This is a genomic window from Bradyrhizobium sp. SZCCHNS1050 (assembly GCF_032484785.1).
Classification (GTDB): Bacteria; Pseudomonadota; Alphaproteobacteria; order Rhizobiales; family Xanthobacteraceae; genus Bradyrhizobium.
Map to the genome: position 1 here is coordinate 1,152,883 of NZ_JAUETR010000001.1, position 18,364 is coordinate 1,171,246.

The 18,364-nt window shown below is 66.9% G+C and carries 21 protein-coding genes; 10 read left to right on the forward strand and 11 right to left on the reverse strand.

What is annotated here, in order from left to right; all coding sequences use genetic code 11:
• Nucleotides 1-14 precede the first annotated feature (14 nt).
• The gene (locus QX094_RS05405) at nucleotides 15-242 is read left to right on the forward strand and encodes a DUF2093 domain-containing protein (RefSeq protein WP_315716685.1); all 228 of its coding nucleotides are present in this window, start codon (nucleotides 15-17) and stop codon (nucleotides 240-242) included.
• On the opposite strand, the gene lpxK is transcribed toward QX094_RS05405, so the two are convergent.
• Genes lpxK through QX094_RS05435 form a run of 6 tightly spaced genes read right to left on the reverse strand, consistent with a single transcriptional unit; the run spans nucleotide 212 to nucleotide 5,779 of the window.
• Nucleotides 212-1,237: a tetraacyldisaccharide 4'-kinase gene (lpxK, locus tag QX094_RS05410; protein ID WP_316184186.1), complete on the reverse strand. Its 1,026-nt coding sequence runs from the start codon at nucleotides 1,235-1,237 to the stop codon at nucleotides 212-214. The two genes, QX094_RS05405 and lpxK, sit on opposite strands and share 31 nt — an antisense overlap.
• Nucleotides 1,230-2,537, reverse strand: a complete 1,308-nt coding sequence (locus tag QX094_RS05415) for a 3-deoxy-D-manno-octulosonic acid transferase (RefSeq protein ID WP_315753428.1) — start codon at nucleotides 2,535-2,537, stop codon at nucleotides 1,230-1,232. Before QX094_RS05415 ends, lpxK begins: the two co-directional genes overlap by 8 nt.
• Nucleotides 2,530-3,270 (reverse strand): lysophospholipid acyltransferase family protein, encoded by a 741-nt coding sequence (locus QX094_RS05420; RefSeq protein ID WP_316184187.1) that lies wholly within the window; start codon nucleotides 3,268-3,270, stop codon nucleotides 2,530-2,532. The genes QX094_RS05415 and QX094_RS05420 overlap by 8 nt, the downstream gene beginning before the upstream one ends.
• Before the next feature lie 17 nt (nucleotides 3,271-3,287).
• Entirely contained in the window at nucleotides 3,288-3,527 is a 240-nt protein-coding gene (locus QX094_RS05425; protein ID WP_009031572.1) for a DUF4170 domain-containing protein, read from the reverse strand.
• 58 nt (nucleotides 3,528-3,585) lie between these two features.
• Nucleotides 3,586-4,389 carry a 3'(2'),5'-bisphosphate nucleotidase CysQ gene (locus tag QX094_RS05430; RefSeq protein ID WP_315753464.1) on the reverse strand — a complete coding sequence of 268 codons (804 nt, stop codon included), beginning with the start codon at nucleotides 4,387-4,389 and terminating at the stop codon, nucleotides 3,586-3,588.
• A 1-nt stretch (nucleotide 4,390) separates the two neighbouring features.
• Complete coding sequence (locus tag QX094_RS05435) at nucleotides 4,391-5,779, reverse strand: TldD/PmbA family protein (RefSeq protein ID WP_409998678.1); 1,389 nt, start codon at nucleotides 5,777-5,779, stop codon at nucleotides 4,391-4,393.
• A 284-nt stretch (nucleotides 5,780-6,063) separates the two neighbouring features.
• Between QX094_RS05435 and QX094_RS05440 the strand changes: the two genes are divergently transcribed.
• The gene (locus tag QX094_RS05440; RefSeq protein WP_315753424.1) at nucleotides 6,064-6,588 is read left to right on the forward strand and encodes a DUF6101 family protein; all 525 of its coding nucleotides are present in this window, start codon (nucleotides 6,064-6,066) and stop codon (nucleotides 6,586-6,588) included.
• Here QX094_RS05440 and ubiA read toward each other — a convergent pair whose 3' ends face one another.
• The 3 genes from ubiA to QX094_RS05455 form a co-directional block, all read right to left on the reverse strand.
• Nucleotides 6,589-7,521 (reverse strand): 4-hydroxybenzoate octaprenyltransferase, encoded by a 933-nt coding sequence (gene ubiA / locus QX094_RS05445; protein WP_316168033.1) that lies wholly within the window; start codon nucleotides 7,519-7,521, stop codon nucleotides 6,589-6,591.
• Nucleotides 7,518-8,195 (reverse strand): hypothetical protein, encoded by a 678-nt coding sequence (locus QX094_RS05450; protein ID WP_409977977.1) that lies wholly within the window; start codon nucleotides 8,193-8,195, stop codon nucleotides 7,518-7,520. Before QX094_RS05450 ends, ubiA begins: the two co-directional genes overlap by 4 nt.
• Nucleotides 8,196-8,461: 266 nt before the next feature.
• The gene (locus QX094_RS05455) at nucleotides 8,462-8,896 is read right to left on the reverse strand and encodes a hypothetical protein (protein WP_315716677.1); all 435 of its coding nucleotides are present in this window, start codon (nucleotides 8,894-8,896) and stop codon (nucleotides 8,462-8,464) included.
• 208 nt (nucleotides 8,897-9,104) lie between these two features.
• Between QX094_RS05455 and QX094_RS05460 the strand changes: the two genes are divergently transcribed.
• The 6 genes from QX094_RS05460 to QX094_RS05485 all read left to right on the forward strand — a co-directional run bounded on the left by QX094_RS05460 (nucleotide 9,105) and on the right by QX094_RS05485 (nucleotide 15,079).
• Nucleotides 9,105-9,857 (forward strand): 16S rRNA (uracil(1498)-N(3))-methyltransferase, encoded by a 753-nt coding sequence (locus QX094_RS05460; RefSeq protein WP_316184192.1) that lies wholly within the window; start codon nucleotides 9,105-9,107, stop codon nucleotides 9,855-9,857.
• Between the two features lie 119 nt (nucleotides 9,858-9,976).
• A complete protein-coding gene (locus QX094_RS05465) occupies nucleotides 9,977-11,137 on the forward strand; it encodes an ATP phosphoribosyltransferase regulatory subunit (protein WP_316187669.1) in 1,161 nt (386 codons plus the stop codon).
• Entirely contained in the window at nucleotides 11,134-12,111 is a 978-nt protein-coding gene (gene hisG / locus QX094_RS05470; RefSeq protein WP_315753420.1) for an ATP phosphoribosyltransferase, read from the forward strand. The genes QX094_RS05465 and hisG overlap by 4 nt, the downstream gene beginning before the upstream one ends.
• A gap of 70 nt (nucleotides 12,112-12,181) precedes the next feature.
• Nucleotides 12,182-13,225: a glycosyltransferase family 2 protein gene (locus tag QX094_RS05475; protein ID WP_315716673.1), complete on the forward strand. Its 1,044-nt coding sequence runs from the start codon at nucleotides 12,182-12,184 to the stop codon at nucleotides 13,223-13,225.
• Nucleotides 13,222-14,064 (forward strand): ChbG/HpnK family deacetylase, encoded by an 843-nt coding sequence (locus tag QX094_RS05480; RefSeq protein WP_316174938.1) that lies wholly within the window; start codon nucleotides 13,222-13,224, stop codon nucleotides 14,062-14,064. Before QX094_RS05475 ends, QX094_RS05480 begins: the two co-directional genes overlap by 4 nt.
• Nucleotides 14,065-14,275: 211 nt before the next feature.
• Nucleotides 14,276-15,079 (forward strand): DUF2076 domain-containing protein, encoded by an 804-nt coding sequence (locus QX094_RS05485; protein ID WP_315716671.1) that lies wholly within the window; start codon nucleotides 14,276-14,278, stop codon nucleotides 15,077-15,079.
• Nucleotides 15,080-15,167: 88 nt separating this feature from the next.
• Here QX094_RS05485 and QX094_RS05490 read toward each other — a convergent pair whose 3' ends face one another.
• A complete protein-coding gene (locus QX094_RS05490) occupies nucleotides 15,168-15,959 on the reverse strand; it encodes a L,D-transpeptidase (RefSeq protein WP_315825398.1) in 792 nt (263 codons plus the stop codon).
• Between the two features lie 307 nt (nucleotides 15,960-16,266).
• On the opposite strand from QX094_RS05490, the gene QX094_RS05495 reads away from it, so the two are divergent.
• Nucleotides 16,267-17,046: a protein phosphatase CheZ gene (locus QX094_RS05495; RefSeq protein ID WP_315716668.1), complete on the forward strand. Its 780-nt coding sequence runs from the start codon at nucleotides 16,267-16,269 to the stop codon at nucleotides 17,044-17,046.
• A gap of 112 nt (nucleotides 17,047-17,158) precedes the next feature.
• Here QX094_RS05495 and QX094_RS05500 read toward each other — a convergent pair whose 3' ends face one another.
• Nucleotides 17,159-17,668, reverse strand: coding sequence for a hypothetical protein (locus tag QX094_RS05500; protein ID WP_315716667.1), 510 nt, complete (start codon nucleotides 17,666-17,668; stop codon nucleotides 17,159-17,161).
• Nucleotides 17,669-17,998: 330 nt separating this feature from the next.
• Here QX094_RS05500 and groES point away from each other — a divergent pair, with 330 nt between their 5' ends.
• Nucleotides 17,999-18,295 (forward strand): co-chaperone GroES, encoded by a 297-nt coding sequence (gene groES, locus QX094_RS05505; protein ID WP_008961387.1) that lies wholly within the window; start codon nucleotides 17,999-18,001, stop codon nucleotides 18,293-18,295.
• Nucleotides 18,296-18,364: the final 69 nt, after the last annotated feature.

An 18,364-nucleotide genomic window follows, 5' to 3' on the forward strand; every position in this document is an offset into this window, starting at 1 on the left:
TGGAGATCGCGGACGTGCTCAACAAGTTTGGTCCCTCGGGCCAGGGCGAGGCGCAGGTGCAGTATCTGGATGGCGATTTCCGGGTGATCTCACCGGGAAGCTATGTGCGCTGCGCGGTCACCGATGTGCGGATTCCGCTGGACGAGCTGAAGTATTGGAGTGTCGATCTGCAGGAAGCCTACGCCCTGCCGAGCGCCGTGCTGCAGCGGCATTATCCTGGCGCATTGAAGGCCAACGGCTGATCTTTGCGCTTCGCTGACAGCCGTTGCACAACCAGCGCGCGCAACGCGGCGAGATCGTCGAACTGCAGTGTGACCGGGAATGCCATGACATCGGGCGCGGCCTCGTGGCCGCGGAACCGCACGAGATCTTTTTCCGTGGTCACCAGGGCAAATCCATCACGCCTGGCTTCGTTGGCGAGGGCCACGACGTCGCCCGCCGTGAACGGGTGGTGGTCCGGAAAGGCACGCTCGCGCCTGACGTCGAGACCAGCGCCGCGAAGGGTGCGGAAGAAGCGGGCGGGGTCGCCGATCCCGGCAAACGCCAGCAACGGCCTGCCCCGCAGCGCCGCAACGATCTGCGGATCTGGCCGCAACGCGGCTGAAAACACCGGCTTGCCGGCCGCCAACACATGTGAGGCGACCGCCTCGCTGGCTCCGCCGCTGCCGATCACGACCAATGCGTCGGTGCGCGCCAGTTGCGGCGGCAGCGGCGCGCGCAACGGTCCGGCGGGAAACACCTCGGCATTGCCGAGGCCGCGCGCGCCGTCGATCACGATCAGCGCGAGATCCTTCGTGATCGACGGATTCTGGAAGCCATCGTCCATCAGGATGACGGTGGCGCCTTGCGCCTTGACGAGACCGATGCCGTCGGCGCGATTGCGCGCCACGACGACCGGCACCCGCGCGGCCATCATCAGCGGCTCGTCGCCGACATCGGCAGCCTCATGGACCGCAGGATCGACGACGGCGGGACCGCCCAGCCGGCCGCCATAGCCACGGCTCAGCACCACCGGCCGCTCGCCGAGGTCACGCAGAATATCCGTCAGCGCCAGCACGGTCGGCGTCTTGCCGGCTCCGCCGACGTGGAAATTACCGACGCAGATCACCGGCAGGCCGGCATCGACGCCGCCTTGCGCCATCCGACGTGCGGCAACGGCGCCGTAGAGTGTCGAGAGCGGAGACAGCAGACGCGATTGCCAGGAGGCCGGCCGATGCCAGAAGGCCGGCTCACGCATCGCCGGCGGCCCCCATCTCGAGCCTGACCTGCAACAGATACGGCTCGAGCGCCGACAGCGTCCGCTCCAGCGCGCCACCGAGCTGATCGACCACCCGCGTTCCTGCCGCAACCAGGCTGTTGCCGGCTGCGGGATCAGCGAGCAGTTGCCGGAGTTGGCGGATCAGCGCCTCCTGATCGTGGGCGAGCCTGGCTCCCCCGGCTTTGTCCAGCGACTCATAGACGTCGGTGAAGTTGAACACGTGCGGCCCGTGCACGATGGCCGCACCCAGCTTGACGGCCTCGATCGGATTCTGGCCGCCATGCTCGACCAGCGAGCCGCCCATGAACACGACCGGCGCCAGCCGGTAGAACAGGCCGAGCTCACCCATCGTGTCGGCGACGTAGATGTCGGTGCCGGCGAGCGGCTGTTCCTCCCGCGACCGCAAGGCGCCCCGCAGGCCGGCACTTGCGACGAGCTCGGCGACCGCCGGGCCACGATGCGGATGGCGCGGCACGATCACGGTGAGCAGCGACGGATAGGACACCGACAAGGCCCTGTGGGCCGCAATCAGGATCTCGTCCTCGCCGGGATGCGTGGAGGCGGCGACGACGACCGGACGGCCGCGCGTCATCGCCGTGAGCCGATCGAGCTTCGCCGGATCGGCGGGCGGCGCCGGCACGTCGAGCTTGAGATTGCCGGTGGTGATGACGTTGCGCGCGCCGAGCGCGGCGAACCGGTCGGCATCCGCCTGCGACTGCGTCAGGAAGAGATCAAAGCGTCCGAGCAAGGCGGAGATGGTGCCGGACATGCGGCGCCAGCGCGGGAACGAGCGCGGCGACATGCGGCCGTTGATCACCACCATCGGCACCCGCCGCGAGGCGCCGGCGAGGATGAGATTCGGCCAGAGGTCCGACTCGATGAACAGCCCGAGCGAGGGACGCCAATGATCGAGAAACCGCTCCACGAAGCGCGGCGTGTCATAGGGCACGTATTGGTGGATCACGTCGGGCGGGAAGCGCTTGGCCACGATGGCGGCCGACGTCACGGTGCCGGACGTGATGAGGATGCGGATGTTGAGCTCACGCAGCCGCTCGATCAGCGCCGCCGCCGCCAGCACCTCGCCGACGCTGGCACCGTGAATCCAGACCAGCGGACCCAGCGGGCGCGTGTCATGGCTCAGGCCGCGCCGCTCGTCGGTCCGCTCGGGATCCTCCTTGCCGTGCTTGAGCCGCTGTCTGATCAGTGCCGGCGCAAGCGGCACCGCCGCCGAGGACAACCCGCGGTAGACACGCAGGGCCATCGGCAGCGGGCTAGGCACTCGATGCTCCCGACGCGACCGGCGGAGGACAGGCCTCGGGACGGCCGACGATCTCATAGGCGCGGCGCATGCATTCGTTCAGCGTCGCCTCGAGGTCGAGACGCGCCTCTTCCATCATCGCGGCGTCGGCATCGCGCGGCACGTTGATTTCCTTGATTCCCACCAATGCGCCGCGGCCGAATGGCAAATTGATGGTGGTGCTGTCCCAGTTCTTCAGGCGGATGAAGCGGCTCGTGACCATTGCGAACGGCATGATCGGACGTCCTGATTCGCGCGCGAGCATGATGATGCCGAGACCCGCAATCCGCGCCCGCTTCGGCACATCGGCGGTCGATGCAACATTATAGTTGTCTTCGAGCGCCCGCACCATCTCCTTGAACGCCCCCACCCCGCCTTTCCGGTGGAAGGAGGAGCCATGATCGCCGGAGCCGCGGATGGTTCCGATGCCGAGCCGCTCCGCCGCGATCGCGTTGAACTCGCCGTCGCGATGCCGGGAGATCAGCACCTTGGCGCGATAGCTCGGCTTGTTCTTGATGAAGGGGGTCAGCAGATGCTGGCCGTGCCAGAACGCGAAGATCGCCGGCATCTGCGGCTCGACGATGTCGTAGACCTCCGGCGGCTCATAGGTGAAGCGGTTGGTCAGCCACACCAGCCGCAGGTACTCGGCCGCGAGGACCCCGACGGCGCGCTGGAACCAGCCGCTACGCAGCGTATTACGGATCAGATGTTTCAAGTCGCGAGCTTTGCGTCTTACTTCGCATCCTGACCGGGATCGAGCAGCCGGTGCAGGTGAACGATGAAATAGCGCATGTGGGCGTTGTCGACCGTCATCTGCGCCTTGGCTCGCCAAGCGGCGTGGGCCGCCGCGTAGTTCGGATAGACGCCGACGATATCGACCTTGTCGAGATCCTTGAATTCGTTCTTGTCGAGGTTGATGAGCTCGCCGCCGATCACGAGGTGAAGGAGCTGCTGCGAGGCGCTATCTGTCATCGGTATCGTTTCCTAGTCAACGCCTTGCAGGCGACGTGGAGGGTGCGATCCAGGGCGTTCAGTCCGGCGGTAACCTGCGATACTGCGCGACGATGTCGGCATGTCGGTCGCGGCCCGCTGCCACCAGCACCCCGTGCACCACCTCCGGACGATTATAGAGGATCGCCTCGCCGGACAACGCGGTCATTTTACCCCCCGCTTCCTGCACGATCAAATGAGCCGCCGCAAGATCCCAATCGCGGCTTTGCCCGCCTGCAAAAGCGGCATCGAGCCCGCCATGCGCGACACGGCAAAGGCGCAGCGCCAATGATCCGATTCGCGGATGGAGTTCAATCCGCGCAGAATCCGGAGCCAGCCGCTCAACCAACGGTTTTGGACCGGCCACGCGCGAGAATTCGAGCTCTCGTCCGGGCGCCACCCGAACCGGCTGTTCGTTCAACGTGGTGCCGCTACCGCGGGCGGCGAAGAAGAACTCCTCGCTGACCGGGACATGCACGGCGGCGAGTATCGGCGCACCGTGCTCGACCAGCGCAACGCTCACGCACCAGTCGTTGCGGCCGCCGAGATAGGACCGCGTGCCGTCGATCGGATCGACGATCCAGACCCGCGACCGGCCGAGTCTTTCCCGATCATCCGCGCTCTCCTCGGACAGCCAGCCGTAGTCCGGCGTTGCGGATCGCAGCCTGCGTTCGAGCAGTGCATTGACCGCCATGTCGGCTTCGGAGACGGGCGACGACGCCCCCTTGGTCCATTTGCGCAGCTCCGTTCCGAACATCGAACGTGCGAGCTCGCCGGCTTCGCGGACCGCCTCCTTCAGGAGCCTGGCGTCTGCCGCGAGGCTGGTCTCGTTCGGTTTCTCGATCTCATCGTCCGCCAAGCGTCAATCCTTCGATGCGCACCGTCGGCGCATTGACGCCATAGCGGAATTCCAGATCGCTGGCGGGCGTCATCGACTTGAATATCTCGAACAGATGCCCGGCGATCGTCACCTCGCTCACGGCATAGCCGATCTCGCCATTCTCGATCCAGAAGCCGGACGCGCCGCGGCTGTAGTCCCCGGTGACGCCGTTGACGCCCGAGCCGATCAGGTCGGTGACGTAGAAGCCCTGCTTGATGTCCGAGATCAGCTCCTTGGCTGTCACGACGCCGGCTTCGAGATGCAGATTGAACGGACCGGGCGAAGGCGACGACGACACGCCGCGATGGGCGTGGCCGGTCGTCACCATGCCGAGCTCGCGCGCGGTGCCCGAATCCAAGAGCCACGTCGTCAGCACGCCATCGTCGACCAGCGCGGTCTGCTTCACCTTCACGCCCTCGGCGTCGAACGGCTGCGACCGCAGTCCGCGCTTGCGCAGCGGGTCATCGATGATGCGGATGCCCTTGGCGAAGAGCTGCGCGCCGAGCTTGTCCTTGAGGAAGCTGGTCTTGCGCGCGATCGAGGCGCCGTTGATGGCGCCGACCAGATGTCCGACCAGCGAGCCGGACACGCGGGGATCGAACACCACCGGCACCTGGCACGTCGCAACCTTGCGCGGATTGGCGCGCGCCACCGCGCGTTCGCCAGCGCTGCGCCCGACGGCCGCGGGCGCCAGCAGGTCGGCGCCGTGCGGAGCCGCCGTGTAGTCGTAGTCGCGCTCCATCCCGGTGCCTTCGCCGGAAATGGCGGTCGTCGAGATGCTCTGGCTCGAGCGCAGATAGGCGCCGTGAAAACCGTCGCTCGTGACCAGCACCATGCCGCCGATGCCGGTCGAGGCCGACGCACCACCGGACTTCGTCACGCCCTTCACGCCGAGCGCGGCGGCCTCCGCCTCCTGGGCACGGCGCTCCAGCTCTGCGGTCGAGGGAATCTGCGGATCGAGCAGGTCGAGCTCGGGAATATCGCGCGCCAGCAGCGCCGGATCGGCGAGGCCGACATATTGGTCGTCAGGCGCCACCCGCGCCATCGCCACGGCCCGCTCGGCCAGCCGCGCCACGCCGTCGCCGCTGACGTCGTTGGTCGACACCACGGCCTGGCGCTTGCCGACGAGAACGCGCAGGCCGACATCGTCGCCTTCCGAGCGCTCGGATTCCTCGACTCGCCCGTCACGGACCTCGACGCCTTGCGAGATACCGCGCACCGCGATGGCATCGGCGGCATCGGCGCCGGCCTTCCTCGCGGCTTCCACCAGCCGCTCGGCGAGCGTTCGCAGGGCGGACTGGTCGAGCAGATCTGATTGGGCTGATGTCGACGATGAGGCTGGGGAAGAGGTCACGAACACGATCCGATCGATGTCAGGTGGGCGGCGAAGACGGCTCAATCCAAACGAAATGTGGCCTGTTCACGCCGACTTCAAGCAGGACGGCAGACGGCACATCGGATTGTCGGCAAATCGGCAAGGTCTCGTCAATCATGCGGGGCAAGCGCTTGTCAATCATGACGGTGAGAGGATCATGCGTGAGATCTGATTAACCAGGCTTGTTAAGCCGATACGGGCGATCCGCGTGGCAAGGTCACACGCATCGACCGGGAGCATAATCCCGGCGGGGAGACCAAGCCGTGAGGCGTCAAACAGCAACAGGCGGAAGCAATTCCGCTGGGTCGGGCCGCGTCCTGCGGCTCGACCCTCTTTCCCTGCCCGTCTCGTACAGCGCGCACGATACCCGTGCCGATGGCGGGATCCGGCAGATCGAATTGCACCGGGAGCGCGTGGTCCTGCGGCGTGCCGTCAGCGGCATGCGCATGGCCCTGAACCTCCGCGTCAGCGACTTCCTCGGCATCGGCGTGCGCGAAATCGACGCCACGCAGGTGATGCTGGTGCTCGTCCACCGCGACCCCTCCCTGACCATCCCGCTCTGCGTCAGCGACGACCAGAACGAGATCGTTGCTGCGTGGGCGATGTGGAGCGAGACGTTCGCGCTGCCGCAGTTGCAGGACGCGCGCCGCGAGGCGACGCCGCGCCGCCGTCGCCGCAACGCGATCCGCTCGCGCCGCCCGCGCTTCCTGATGCGCCGCCGTGTCGGCTACCAGCTCAATCCGGCCTCGGTCCATCGCGGCGAGCGCGAGATCATCGCGCGCAACTGATCAGGTTGCGCGTAGCACGGCATCGACCAGCAGCCCTGCGAACAGCAGCAGCCCAGCATCGCGGTTCGACTTGAACACCCGCAGGCACAGCGCCGGATCGGCGATATCCAGACGCCATATCTGCCAGCCGAGATGCGCGGCAAAACCCGCGAGTCCGAGCCACGCCGCGACATGCACATGGGCAGTCGCGAAGGCGGCCCCTATCAGCATCACGGCCAAACTGTAGAAGACGACCAGCGCCAGATGTGTCCGCTCGGCAAACAGGCGCGCGGTCGACTTGATGCCGATCAGCGCGTCATCCTCAGCGTCCTGATGTGCGTAGATCGTGTCATAGGCGATCACCCACGAGATCGACCCGGCGTAGAGCAGCAGCGCGGTTGCATCGATGCGGCCGAACGCAACCGCAAATCCCATCAGCGCGCCCCACGAGAAGGCGAGACCCAGCACGACCTGCGGCCACCAGGTGACACGCTTCATGAACGGATAGATCGCGACGATCAGCAACGAGGCGATGCCGGTGGCGATTGCGAACCGGTTGAACTGTAGCAGTACCACCAAGCCGATCAGGGCCTGCGCCACCAGGAAGGCGAGCGCCTGCTTCACGCCGACCTGCCCGGCCGGAATCGGTCGCGAACGAGTGCGCTCCACCTTGGCGTCGAGATCGCGGTCGGTGATGTCGTTCCAGGTGCAGCCGGCGCCACGCATGACGAACGCGCCGACGAAATAGAGCCCGATCCACGCCGGCAGCATGGACAGATCCCCGCCGATCCCGGCCGCCAGAGCGGCCGACCACCAGCACGGCATCAGCAGCAGCCAGGATCCGATCGGGCGATCGAAGCGGGCGAGCCGCAGGTAAGGCCGGCTCCACACCGGCGCCAGCGTGTCGACCCAGTTGCCGGTCGCGTCAGCAACGCGGACGGCGGTCGTGCTCATCGGGTGAGAACGTTGCCAGTCATGGTGTCGAAGGCGGAACCGCCCTTCTTCGTCGTGTTGGCCTCAGGCAGCGCAGCCGACGAGCCCAGCACGTCGCTCAGGCTCGGAGCCGCGGGCCTTCCGGCCCCCGACTGCATCTGCGCCGCCACGGCACAGACCTTCTTTTCCAGCGCGTCGGTGTTCTTGTGACCGGCCTTCAGCTGATCGGAGATCTGCTGGGGAATGCCGCAGCTCGCCGCATGCGCCTCGACATATTTGATCATCTTCACTTCGGCCTTGCCGAAATTGGCGATCAGCTTGCAGGCCTCGTCAGGCGAGGCCTTGCGGTCGCTCGCGGCCTTGATCAGCTTGCCGCGACGCTCGGCTTCCTCGCGCAGCGGCATGAACTCCTTCATGCAGCTCTCCGGCGGGCCACCCTGCGGCGCGGCTCCCATCGGGGCCGGCTGGAAGCCGCCACCGCCACCGCCGCCGAACGCCGAGGCGCCTGGACTGGGGAACGGACTTGCCGGGGCAGCAGCCCGGGTCGGCGCCGCACCGTTGATGGGTGGAAACGGCGAATTGCTGGTCTGGGCCTGGCCAGGCATCGGCGCGGGAAACGAGCTCTGCGCGAAGACCTGCCCTGTGGAGAGCACCAGGGCGGCAACGGCGAGCGGCATGAAAGACTGGCGGACGATCAAGGCTGGTTCTCCGGCAAGACCAAGAATCCTCAACACTTCCGGATGAAAGCACGATCCGATCCGGGGCTTTTACGATTCTCGCCCGTCCAGCACAACCGCGGATTTGATCACATCCGCGGCGCAGAGACGCAGCCGGGTTCCAACCGGCGCGGAGGCCCAAAACGAGGCCCTTCCCGAACGTCGGAGCCCAAAAATCCGTTCACTCCGCGCCCTCGCCCACCTGGTCAAGCCGGAGTCGCCAGTTCGGCGGCCGGCGGGACGGTTCACGTCGCCGTGCACACCTTGCGCATCACGGCCAGGGTGTTTTCGTGATTCGCCTTCAGCTGATCGGTGATCTTGGCGGGGATTCCACATAGCGAGGCATGCGCGACCGCGTAGTCGATCATCTTGGTCTGGGCGAGCTCGTAGTCATGCACTAGCTGACAGGCCTCGCCGGGCGCAAAGCGCCGCTCGGTCGCCGCCTTGAGCAGCTTGGCCCGGCGGGCGGTCTCGTCCCGCAGCGGGGTGAACTCCTTCAGGCAGGTCTCGGGCGGGCGAAAGCCAGCCACGCCGGCACCGCCCGGAACCGCGGGGGCCGCCCGTTGCGGCGGCGCGGCGACCGCCTTGTCATCGGCCCGGGACGGCGCGGCGACCATCACCGCGATGATCGCGACCAGCGCCCAGATCGCAAGCGCCGAAGTCGAATGTCTCAAGATCAAGGCCGTTCTCCGCATCGAGGCTTACGGAATCGTCGGATGTCCGTCCCGGGGGACGACCGGCGCGATCGAAACGGTAAAATCTGTCGACAGCACGGCCGAAAGGCGCCATCGCCGATGTCCGATACAACACCACGTGACGGCCCTTCCGGCTTTGCGGCTGGCGCGTGGGTCCGGTAAGCAACGTCCATCATCGGCTCCGCTTCGCTCCATGCCCGCATACGACTTCAACGCCCCGCGCCTGTTCGTCGACGCGCCCCTGCAGGAGGGAGGCTCGGTCGCGCTCGACCGCAACCAGGGAAATTATCTCGGCAACGTCCTGCGCCTTGGCGCCGGCGATCACGTGCTGGCCTTCAACGGCCGCGACGGCGAATGGCGGGCCGTGATCGAGGGCCGCAAGCGGCCAGATGGCCTGACGATCCAGCAGCAGAGCCGGCCGCAGGATCACCTGCCGGACATCGCCTACGTCTTCGCACCGCTCAAGCACGCGCGGCTGGACTACATGGTGCAGAAGGCGGTCGAGATGGGCGCCGCGCGGCTGGAGCCGGTGATCACCCGTCGCACCCAGGTGTCGCGCGTGAATAGCGAGCGCATGCGCGCCAACGTGGTCGAGGCCGCCGAACAATGCGGCATCCTCAGCCTCGCCGACGTCAAGGACCCGGTGCCGCTGGAGCGCTTCCTCGCGCAGCGGCAACCCGAGCGGCTGCTGGTGTTCTGCGACGAGGCGGCCGAACTGGCCGATCCGCTGCAGGCCCTGCGCGGCGGCCAGAATGCGGCCGGCATCGACCTGCTGATCGGACCGGAGGGCGGTTTCGCCGACGATGAACGGACGCTGCTGCTGCGCCAGCCGCATGTGATCAGGCTGGCCCTGGGCCCGCGCATCCTGCGCGCGGATACGGCCGGCGTCGCCGCCCTCGCCGTGATTCAGGCGACGCTCGGAGACTGGGCCGGAGCCCGCGGTTAAGGCATCCGACCAATTGTGGCGCGCCGCGGCCATTCCCAGTCGAAACCGTCAAACGGCCATGCTAAGGGGCAGCCGCCGCTTCCAGCGGGCGCCCAAGCCACTTTGGAACTCGAATCGACATGACCGGACCCGCTCCGACCGGACCCGCCGCGTGGGCGGACACGCTGCTGCAATCCTTCGCCCAGGCCGGCTATGAGCGGGCCGAGCCGGCGATCCTGCAGCCGGCCGAGCCGTTCCTCGACCTCTCCGGGGAGGACATCCGCAAGAGCCTCTATCTGACCAGCGACGCCGCTGGCGAAGAGCTGTGCCTGCGCCCCGACCTGACCATTCCCGTCGCCCGTGACTACCTCGGCTCGGCCCGCGCCGGGCAGCCGGCCGGCTTCAGCTACCTTGGTCCAGTATTTCGCTACCGCGAGGGCCGCCCGAGCGAGTTCCTGCAGGCCGGGATCGAATCGTTCGGCCGCCAGGACCGGCCCGCTGCCGATGCCGAGATGCTGGCGCTGGCGATCGAGGCGACCGCCGCCGCCGGCCTTGCCGCGGTGGATATCCGCACCGGCGACGTCGCGCTGTTCACGGCCTTGATCGACGCCCTCGATCTCTATCCGGTCTGGCGGCGGCGGCTGATCAAGGACTTCAACCGCAAGCGCACCCTGGCGCAGGACCTCAAGCGGCTGGCGATCGCCTCGGTGGCGCCGCGCAACGAGTATGAGGGCGTGCTCGCCGCTCTGGCCGGCTCCGACCGCAAGGCGGCGCTCGCTTTGGTCACCGACCTGATGTCGATTGCCGGCGCAACCGCCGTCGGCGGCCGCACGGTGGCGGAGATCGCCGACCGCTTCCTCGAGCAGTCCACCCTCAAGAGCGGGGCGCTGCCGCGTGACGCGCTGGACCGCATCAAGCGCTTCCTGGCCATCAGCGGCAGCCCGACCGAAGCCGTCCAGCAGCTTCGCGCCCTCGCCGCCGATGCCAAGCTCGATATCTCGGCCGCGATCGACGCGCTCGAGGCCCGCGCGGGCTTCATGGCCCAGCGCGGCATCGACATCGCCAAGGTGCGCTTCGCCACGTCGTTCGGCCGCGGCCTCGACTACTACACCGGTTTCGAGTTCGAGCTGCATCATCCTGACAATGGCGACGAGCCGCTGGTCGCCGGCGGCCGTTATGACGGCCTGCTGAGCCAGCTCGGCGCCGCCGAGTCGATTCCGGCCGTCGGCTTCTCGATCTGGATCGAGCGCCTGGCCCAGAGCAGCGCCGTGGGCAAGTCCCCGGTCGGGAGAGCATCATGAGCGGCCCCCTCGTCCTCGCCGTTCCCTCCAAGGGACGTCTGCAGGAGAATGCCGAAGCCTTCTTCGGCCGCGCCGGGCTGAACCTGTCCAAGCCCGGCGGCGCGCGCGACTATCGCGGCACCATCGCAGGTCTCGACAATGTCGAGATCGCCTATCTCTCTGCGAGTGAGATCGCTTCGCAACTGGCGCGCGGCAGCGTGCATCTCGGCGTCACCGGCGAGGATCTCGTGCGCGAGAGCATCACCGATGCCGACAAGCGCGTGCTGCTGATCGACACGCTCGGCTTCGGCGGCGCCAACGTCGTCGTCGCGGTGCCGCAGGCCTGGATCGACGTCCGGACCATGGCCGATCTCGACGACGTCACCACCGGTTTTCGTGCCCAGCACAATCGCCGGATGCGCGTCGCCACCAAGTACATCAACCTGACGCGCAGCTTCTTCGCCGCCCACGGCATCGTCGATTACCGCATCGTCGAGAGCGCCGGCGCCACCGAGGGCGCGCCCGCGGTCGGCACCGCCGAGCTGATCGTCGACATCACCAGCACCGGCTCGACGCTCGCCGCCAACGGGCTGAAGGTGCTGGACGACGGCGTGATCCTGCGCAGCCAGGCCAACCTGGTCGCCTCGCGCGACGCCGACTGGTCGGAGGGTCCGCGCGAGAGCGCCCGGATCATTCTCGACCACATCCATGCCCGCGCCCGCGCCAGCAAATACCGCGAGGTCCGCACCCGCTTCAAAGGGTGCGACGCAGCAATGCTGACCGAGGCGCACAACCGTTTCGGCGTCGTGGCGCCGTTCGGCGGCCCGACCTCGTCCGGCATGCTCACCCTGCACTGCCCGCCGGCGCAGATCTACGCGCTCGGCAGCTTTCTGCGCACGCATGGTGCCGAGACCGTCTCGGTCGCCTCGCTCGACTACGTGCTCGACCGCGAGAATCCGCTGTTTGCCCGCCTCGAGGCCTTCCTGCGATCATAAATCGCCGTTCATCGTAGCGACAGGTGAGCGCGACTACCATATGTTGGTAGGAGAACGAGGACTCTGAGCGATGCTGGGAACTGACGTGTCCGACCTGACCACGACCGCGGCCGACGCCGCGTCGCAGGGACTGTCGATCGTTATCCCCGTCTATAACGAGGGCGCGGGACTGACGGCGCTGCACGAGCGGCTGAATAATCTCGCACGCACCCTGCGTCAGCGCTTCGGTCTCGCCTGTGAGCTCGTTTATGTCGACGATGGCAGCCGCGACAACACGCTCGCGATTGCCCGCACCCTGCAGGCCGATGCGCTCGATGTGCAGGTCGTGTCGCTGTCGCGCAATTTCGGCAAGGAGGCCGCGCTGATGGCCGGCCTCGATCATGCCCGGCGCGGCGCGGTGCTGTTCATGGACGGCGACGGCCAGCATCCGCCGGCCCTGGTCGAGCAACTCGTCACGCACTGGATCAAGGACGGCTACGACGTCGTCTATACCGCCAAGGCGCATCGCGACAACGAGCCGTTCCTGCGCCGGGTCGCCGTTCACGGCTTCTACGCGCTCATCAACTGGGGGGCGCGGCAGAAGATTCCGGAGGATGCCGGCGACTTCCGCCTGCTCTCGCCGCGCGCGGTGGCCGCGCTACGGCAGCTGCCCGAGCGCAACCGCTTCTTCAAGGGCCTGGCGAGCTGGATCGGCTTCCGTCAGATCCGCGTCGACTATGAGCCAGCGGCCCGCGCCCATGGCGTCACGACCTTCAACCTGACCGGCCTGCTAGGCCTGTCGATCGAAGGTCTCACCTCGTTCTCGGTCGCGCCCTTGCGCTTCGCCAGTCTGCTCGGAATCCTGCTGGCCTCGGCCGCGTTCCTGTTCGGCCTCTCGATCCTCTGGGAGACCTTCACAACCGGCAAATCGGTGCCTGGCTATCCCTCGCTGATGGTCGGCCTGATGACGATCGGCGGCGTGCAGCTGATCATGATCGGCATCATGGGCGAGTATATCGGCAAGATCCTGTCCGAGCTGAAGGCGCGTCCGATCTACTTCGTCGCCGAGCACAGCGAGAAGCGTGCAGCGCTCGATGCACGGAGCGACGGCGCCGAGAGGAACGCCGCCGAATGAACGCGACGCCGCACCGGCGCATCTGGCTGTGCGCCGATGACTATGGCATCAGCCCCGGGGTCAACAGCGCCATCCGCGACCTGATCGCGCGCGGTCGGCTGAACGCCACCTCGGTGATGACCGTGGGCGCCGCGATCGGGCGCGACGAGGTGACGGAGTTGACCAAGGTCGCGTCCGACAGCCCGCGCTGCGCCATCGGCCTGCATGTCACGCTGACCGCGCCGTTCCGGCCCCTCACCATGCACTTCCGCCCGTCGGAGGGCGGCATGTTCCTGCCCTTTCCCAAGCTGCTGCGCGCCGGAATGTCCCGCCGGCTCGATCCCGAGCTGATCCGCGCCGAGGTGCTGGTGCAGCTTGCGGCGTTCGGCGAGCTGTTCGGCCGCGCCCCGGATTTCGTCGACGGCCATCAGCACGCCCAGCTCTATCCGCAGGTGCGCGAGGGCTTCCTCGCCGCGGTCAAGGAAGCCGCGCCGGCGGCCTGGGTGCGTCAGGGGGGGCGGAACGTGCCGCTGATGCAGCGGCTGACGGCACCGAAGGCGCTGCTGCTGGACGTCCTGAGCGCCCAATTCCGCCGTCATGCCAAGCGGGCCGAGATCGCCTTCAATCCTGCCTTCGCCGGCGCCTACGACTTCAGCAAGACCTCGGATTTCGCCACGTTGATGGACGGCTTCCTGGAGGAGCTGCCCGAGGACGGGCTGGTGATGTGCCACCCCGGCTTCGTCGACGACGTCCTGATCGAGCTCGATCCCTTGACCGTCCAGCGCGAGCACGAGCACGCCTATCTCGCCGGCGAGCATTTTCCAGCGCTGCTCGACCGCCGGCGGATGACGCTGGCCTGAACGGATCTTGCGGGTCTGCGACGAACAAAAGGCCGCCCGGCTGCGTTCCTCCTGTAGTGCGGGCAACATCGAGGTCCAAAACGCTGCGCAAGCCCGAGAGACGCTGTGTCGCATACGGAAATTTAATCCGCGCCCCGGCTGGCCGGGCCACAAAGTCCCCCTAAATCTTGGCCGCGCTTGGCCGGAACAAGGCAAGCGGCAGGAGAACGACATGACACCGCAAGAACGCCAACTCATCGACGATCTGTTCGACCGGCTTGCCAAGTTGGAGAGTGCACCGCGTGATCCGGAGGCCGCCGCCGCCATCGCCCAGGCGCTGCAGCGGGCTCCCAATGCCGTCTACGCGCTGGTGCAGACGGTGCTGGTGCAGGACGAAGCCTTGAAGCGCGCCAATGCCCGCATCGAGGAGCTGCAGCACGCCCAGGCCCCGCAGCAGGCCCAGTCCGGCGGCTTCCTCGATTCGATGCGCGACAGCATCTTCGGCTCGGGCAGCCGCGGTTCGGTCCCCAACGTGCCGCCGCCGTCGCAGAGCCGACCGGTCTGGAACAGCGGTCAGGCGATGCCCCCGGGCTACCAGGGCCAGCCCGGCTATCCCGGTCAGCCCGGCCCTTACGATCAGGGCGGCTTCGGCCAGCCGCGTGGCGGCATGTTCGGCGGTGGAGGCGGCTCGTTCCTCGGAACGGCGGCGGCCGCTGCGGCGGGCATGGTCGGCGGCTCGCTGCTGCTCGGCGGCATCCGCTCGATGATGGGCGGCGGGTCGCATCAGGCGTTCGGTGACACCACGATCATCGAGGAGCGCGGCGGTGGTGCCGGCCCGTGGAGCGGCGACCAGTCCAGCGGCTCGCTGGCGCGCGACGCCGGTCTCGACGACATCGGCCGTTCGGGCGGCGACGGTGGCCGTGCCGGCCTGTTCGACCAGGCGAACTATGACGACAGCGGCAATGACAACGACGCGGCCGACTTCGACGCTGATGACGGCTATGGCGACGACGACGGTGGCAGCGACTACGCTTGATGCTCCCAGGTCGCAGCGAACTGAAGAATGCGAAAGGCCGCCCCACGGGCGGCCTTTTTCAGTTGCGGATGTCGTGCAGCGGCGGTCGTCAGAGCACGATGACCCGAGCACCGACGTTCACGCGGCCATAGAGGTCGATGACATCCTCGTTGCGCATCCGGATACAGCCTGACGAAACGTTGGTGCCGATCGTCCATGGCTCGTTCGAACCGTGGATCCGATACAGCGACGAGCCGAGATACATCGCGCGTGCGCCGAGCGGGTTCTGCGGTCCGCCCTCCATGTGCCGCGGCAGGTCGGGCCGGCGCGCGAGCATTTCCGGCGGCGGCGTCCAGTCCGGCCATTCGCGCTTGGCCGAGATCGTCTTCACGCCCGACCAGGTGAAGCCGGGGCGGCCGACGCCGATGCCATAGCGGAGCGCCCTGCCCTCGCCCTGAACCAGATAGAGGAACTTGTTCGGCGTATCGATGACGATCGTGCCCGGCCGTTCTTTGCCGTCGTAGTCAACGATCTGTTTCTCGTATTTCGGATCGAGCGGCCGCTGCGTCTGCTCATAGGCCTCCTCATCCGGTACTCCCTGCTGCGGGACCATGCCCGGCGCCAGCCGCTGCGGCTCGTAGTAGGACGGCTGCTGCTGGTACATCGGCTGTCCCGGCGGAGGCGCGCCGCGGCCGCCTTGCGGATCCCCGAACAGGAATTCGATGAAGCCGCCACCCATGCGCGAGCGTTCGACATAGGCGGTGCGCACCGGCGCGGACTGCTGCGGCGGCCCGCTGTAAATCACGGTCGGCTGCTGAAATCCCTGGGCCGCAGCCCGATCCAGACCTGAATGGAATGCGCATGCGCCGGCCAGCAGCGCTGTGGAGAATGATTTGAACATCGACGTACTCTGTACTGTTTCGTCTGGAGACTGTTCGTCGCGCGAGGCGGCAACGCCGCCGCGTATCGTCAATAAAGAGCAAAACCCGATCGCTTTGGTAAACGCGGGAGGCGCCGGGATTCACCATCGCTGCATACGTCGGCGGTTTTGATCGCTAGCGTTTATTTTGCGTGAAGGCCGGCGGAGCGTGGTTAATAGTTGACGCACGATGCACGCCAGCGTTGCCCAACGGCGGTTCCTGGCGTGAACGCGATGTTAAATAGCCTCTGCGTAGAACTGATCCGAGCAAAAGGTCAGGGATACTATCATGGCTGTTCGCAAGCGTTTCCGTATCGAAGAAGCAATCGTCGGCCATATGCCGGAGCCTGAATTCGTGGGCGGCGAGATCGGCCCCAACCACAAGGAAATCATGGACGAGCTGCGCGCGATCCGCTCCCAGATGGCCAATGCGATCCGCAGCGGCGGCAGCAACACGGCAAACGCCGCCATCGAAGAGTCCGCCGCACGCGAGGTCGCCGAAGCGCGCGCGCTGCTCGAGACCTATCGCGCCCAGATCGAGCAGTGCGAAAAGCTCAAGGTCGAGCTCGACCTGATCCACGACGCGATCAACCGCACCAAGGGCGAGATCGCGACCCTCCATGCCAAGAGCTTCAACGGCGAGGAGATGGCCAAGGTCAACGGCGAGCTCGGCGCGGTCGTCGGCGGCACCGAGCAGGCGACGCAGCAGATCCTGGAAGCCGCGGAGGCGATCGACCAGGCCGCCAGCGCGCTGTCCAAGGTGGACTCGGCCGACCAGCAGAAGATCCTGAGCGAAGAGATCCAGGAGCGCGTGGTCTCGATCTTCGAGGCCTGCAACTTCCAGGACCTGACCGGTCAGCGCATCAACAAGGTCATGACCACGATGAAGTTCATCGAGCACCACATCGTGGTGATGATGGACATCTGGGGCGGCGTCGACGCCATCAAGGCGCATACGCCGCCGATCGTCGACCACCGCGAGGGCGACGCCCGGCTGCTGAACGGCCCGAAGGCGGAAGGCGACGTCGGCCACGCTTCGCAGGACGACATCGACGCGATGTTCAACTGACCTCGGCCAGTCCCAGCGACCGCTCCAGGCAACGTCACCATACAGGAACGCCGGCGCTATCGCCGGCGTTTTTCGTTCGACTCTCGACCTTTGCGGGATGTTCGCCCGGATCTCAGGCGCGCGGTCCGCAGCGGACGTAGACCATCGTCTGGTAACGGGTCGCCGCATCCTTGTCGACGAAGCGGGTGATCAGCACACGGCCGTCGAAGGAGACGACCTCGCGGTCCTGCTCGCCGCCGGGCGGTCCGGCCGGGCCGATGTAGTTCTTGCCGCTGGCCGATCCCTTCAAGCGCAGTTCCTGGGGAGTCGCCTGGTCGGCTAGGTGCATCACGACACCACCGGACGTGCCTGCCCCGATGACGTAGGGCTGTTTGCACTGCGCCAAAGCCATCTTTTCGGTGCGCGGGCGGTCATTCGGGTTGTTGTAGGCGGCAAGCCCCCATTTGCCCACGAGATCCTCGGCGCGAATCGTGGCCGGCACCTCGGGCTCGACCGGCGCCTCGGTCTGCTGCATGGGGGTCGACGGCGACAGGCTGAAGCCCGTGCACGCTCCCAGAAGCATCGTGAGCGCTGACGCGATCGCGAGATTGGCAACCGGCCGCGCGCACCGTGAACTCGTCATGGCATCCCCTTAGGAACAAGATCATGGCTGCCCCGTCCGGCAACCAAGCGCAAAACGCTCGTCAGAGCAATGACGTCGGATGACGACGCCGCTCCACTAACATGTCTGGCCCGGGACAACATCCCCTAACAGCCTCAAGAACGGCTTAACGGCTGGCCGTTGCTTGACAGGAACAGCCGCAAGCCATATTTCCCCGAGCGGTCTTTAGCACTCGGAGGGCGGGATTGCTAAGGCTGCGAGCCAGTTGGCGCCAAGTGGGCGTTCAATGTGGCCGCATTCAGATTTCCTCCGACAGCAACACTTATCCAAGCACCCCAAAAGGGATCCGTCATGGCCAAATCGAAGTTTCGTCCCCTGCACGACCGCGTCGTGGTTAAGCGCATCGACGCCGAAGAGAAGACCAAGGGCGGCATCATCATTCCCGACAGCGCCAAGGAAAAGCCCTCGCAGGGCGAAGTCGTCGCCGTCGGCCCGGGCGGCCGCGACGAGAGCGGCAAGCTGATCCCGATCGACGTCAAGGTCGGCGACCGCGTGCTGTTCGGCAAGTGGTCCGGCACCGAGGTCAAGCTGGACGGCGAGGAACTCCTGATCATGAAGGAGTCCGACATCATGGGCGTCGTCGCCTGATCCCGACCTGTCGGGGGCGGCGATCAGCCGCCCCGGGCGAAAATGCTCTGCAACCTCGTTCCGGCGACA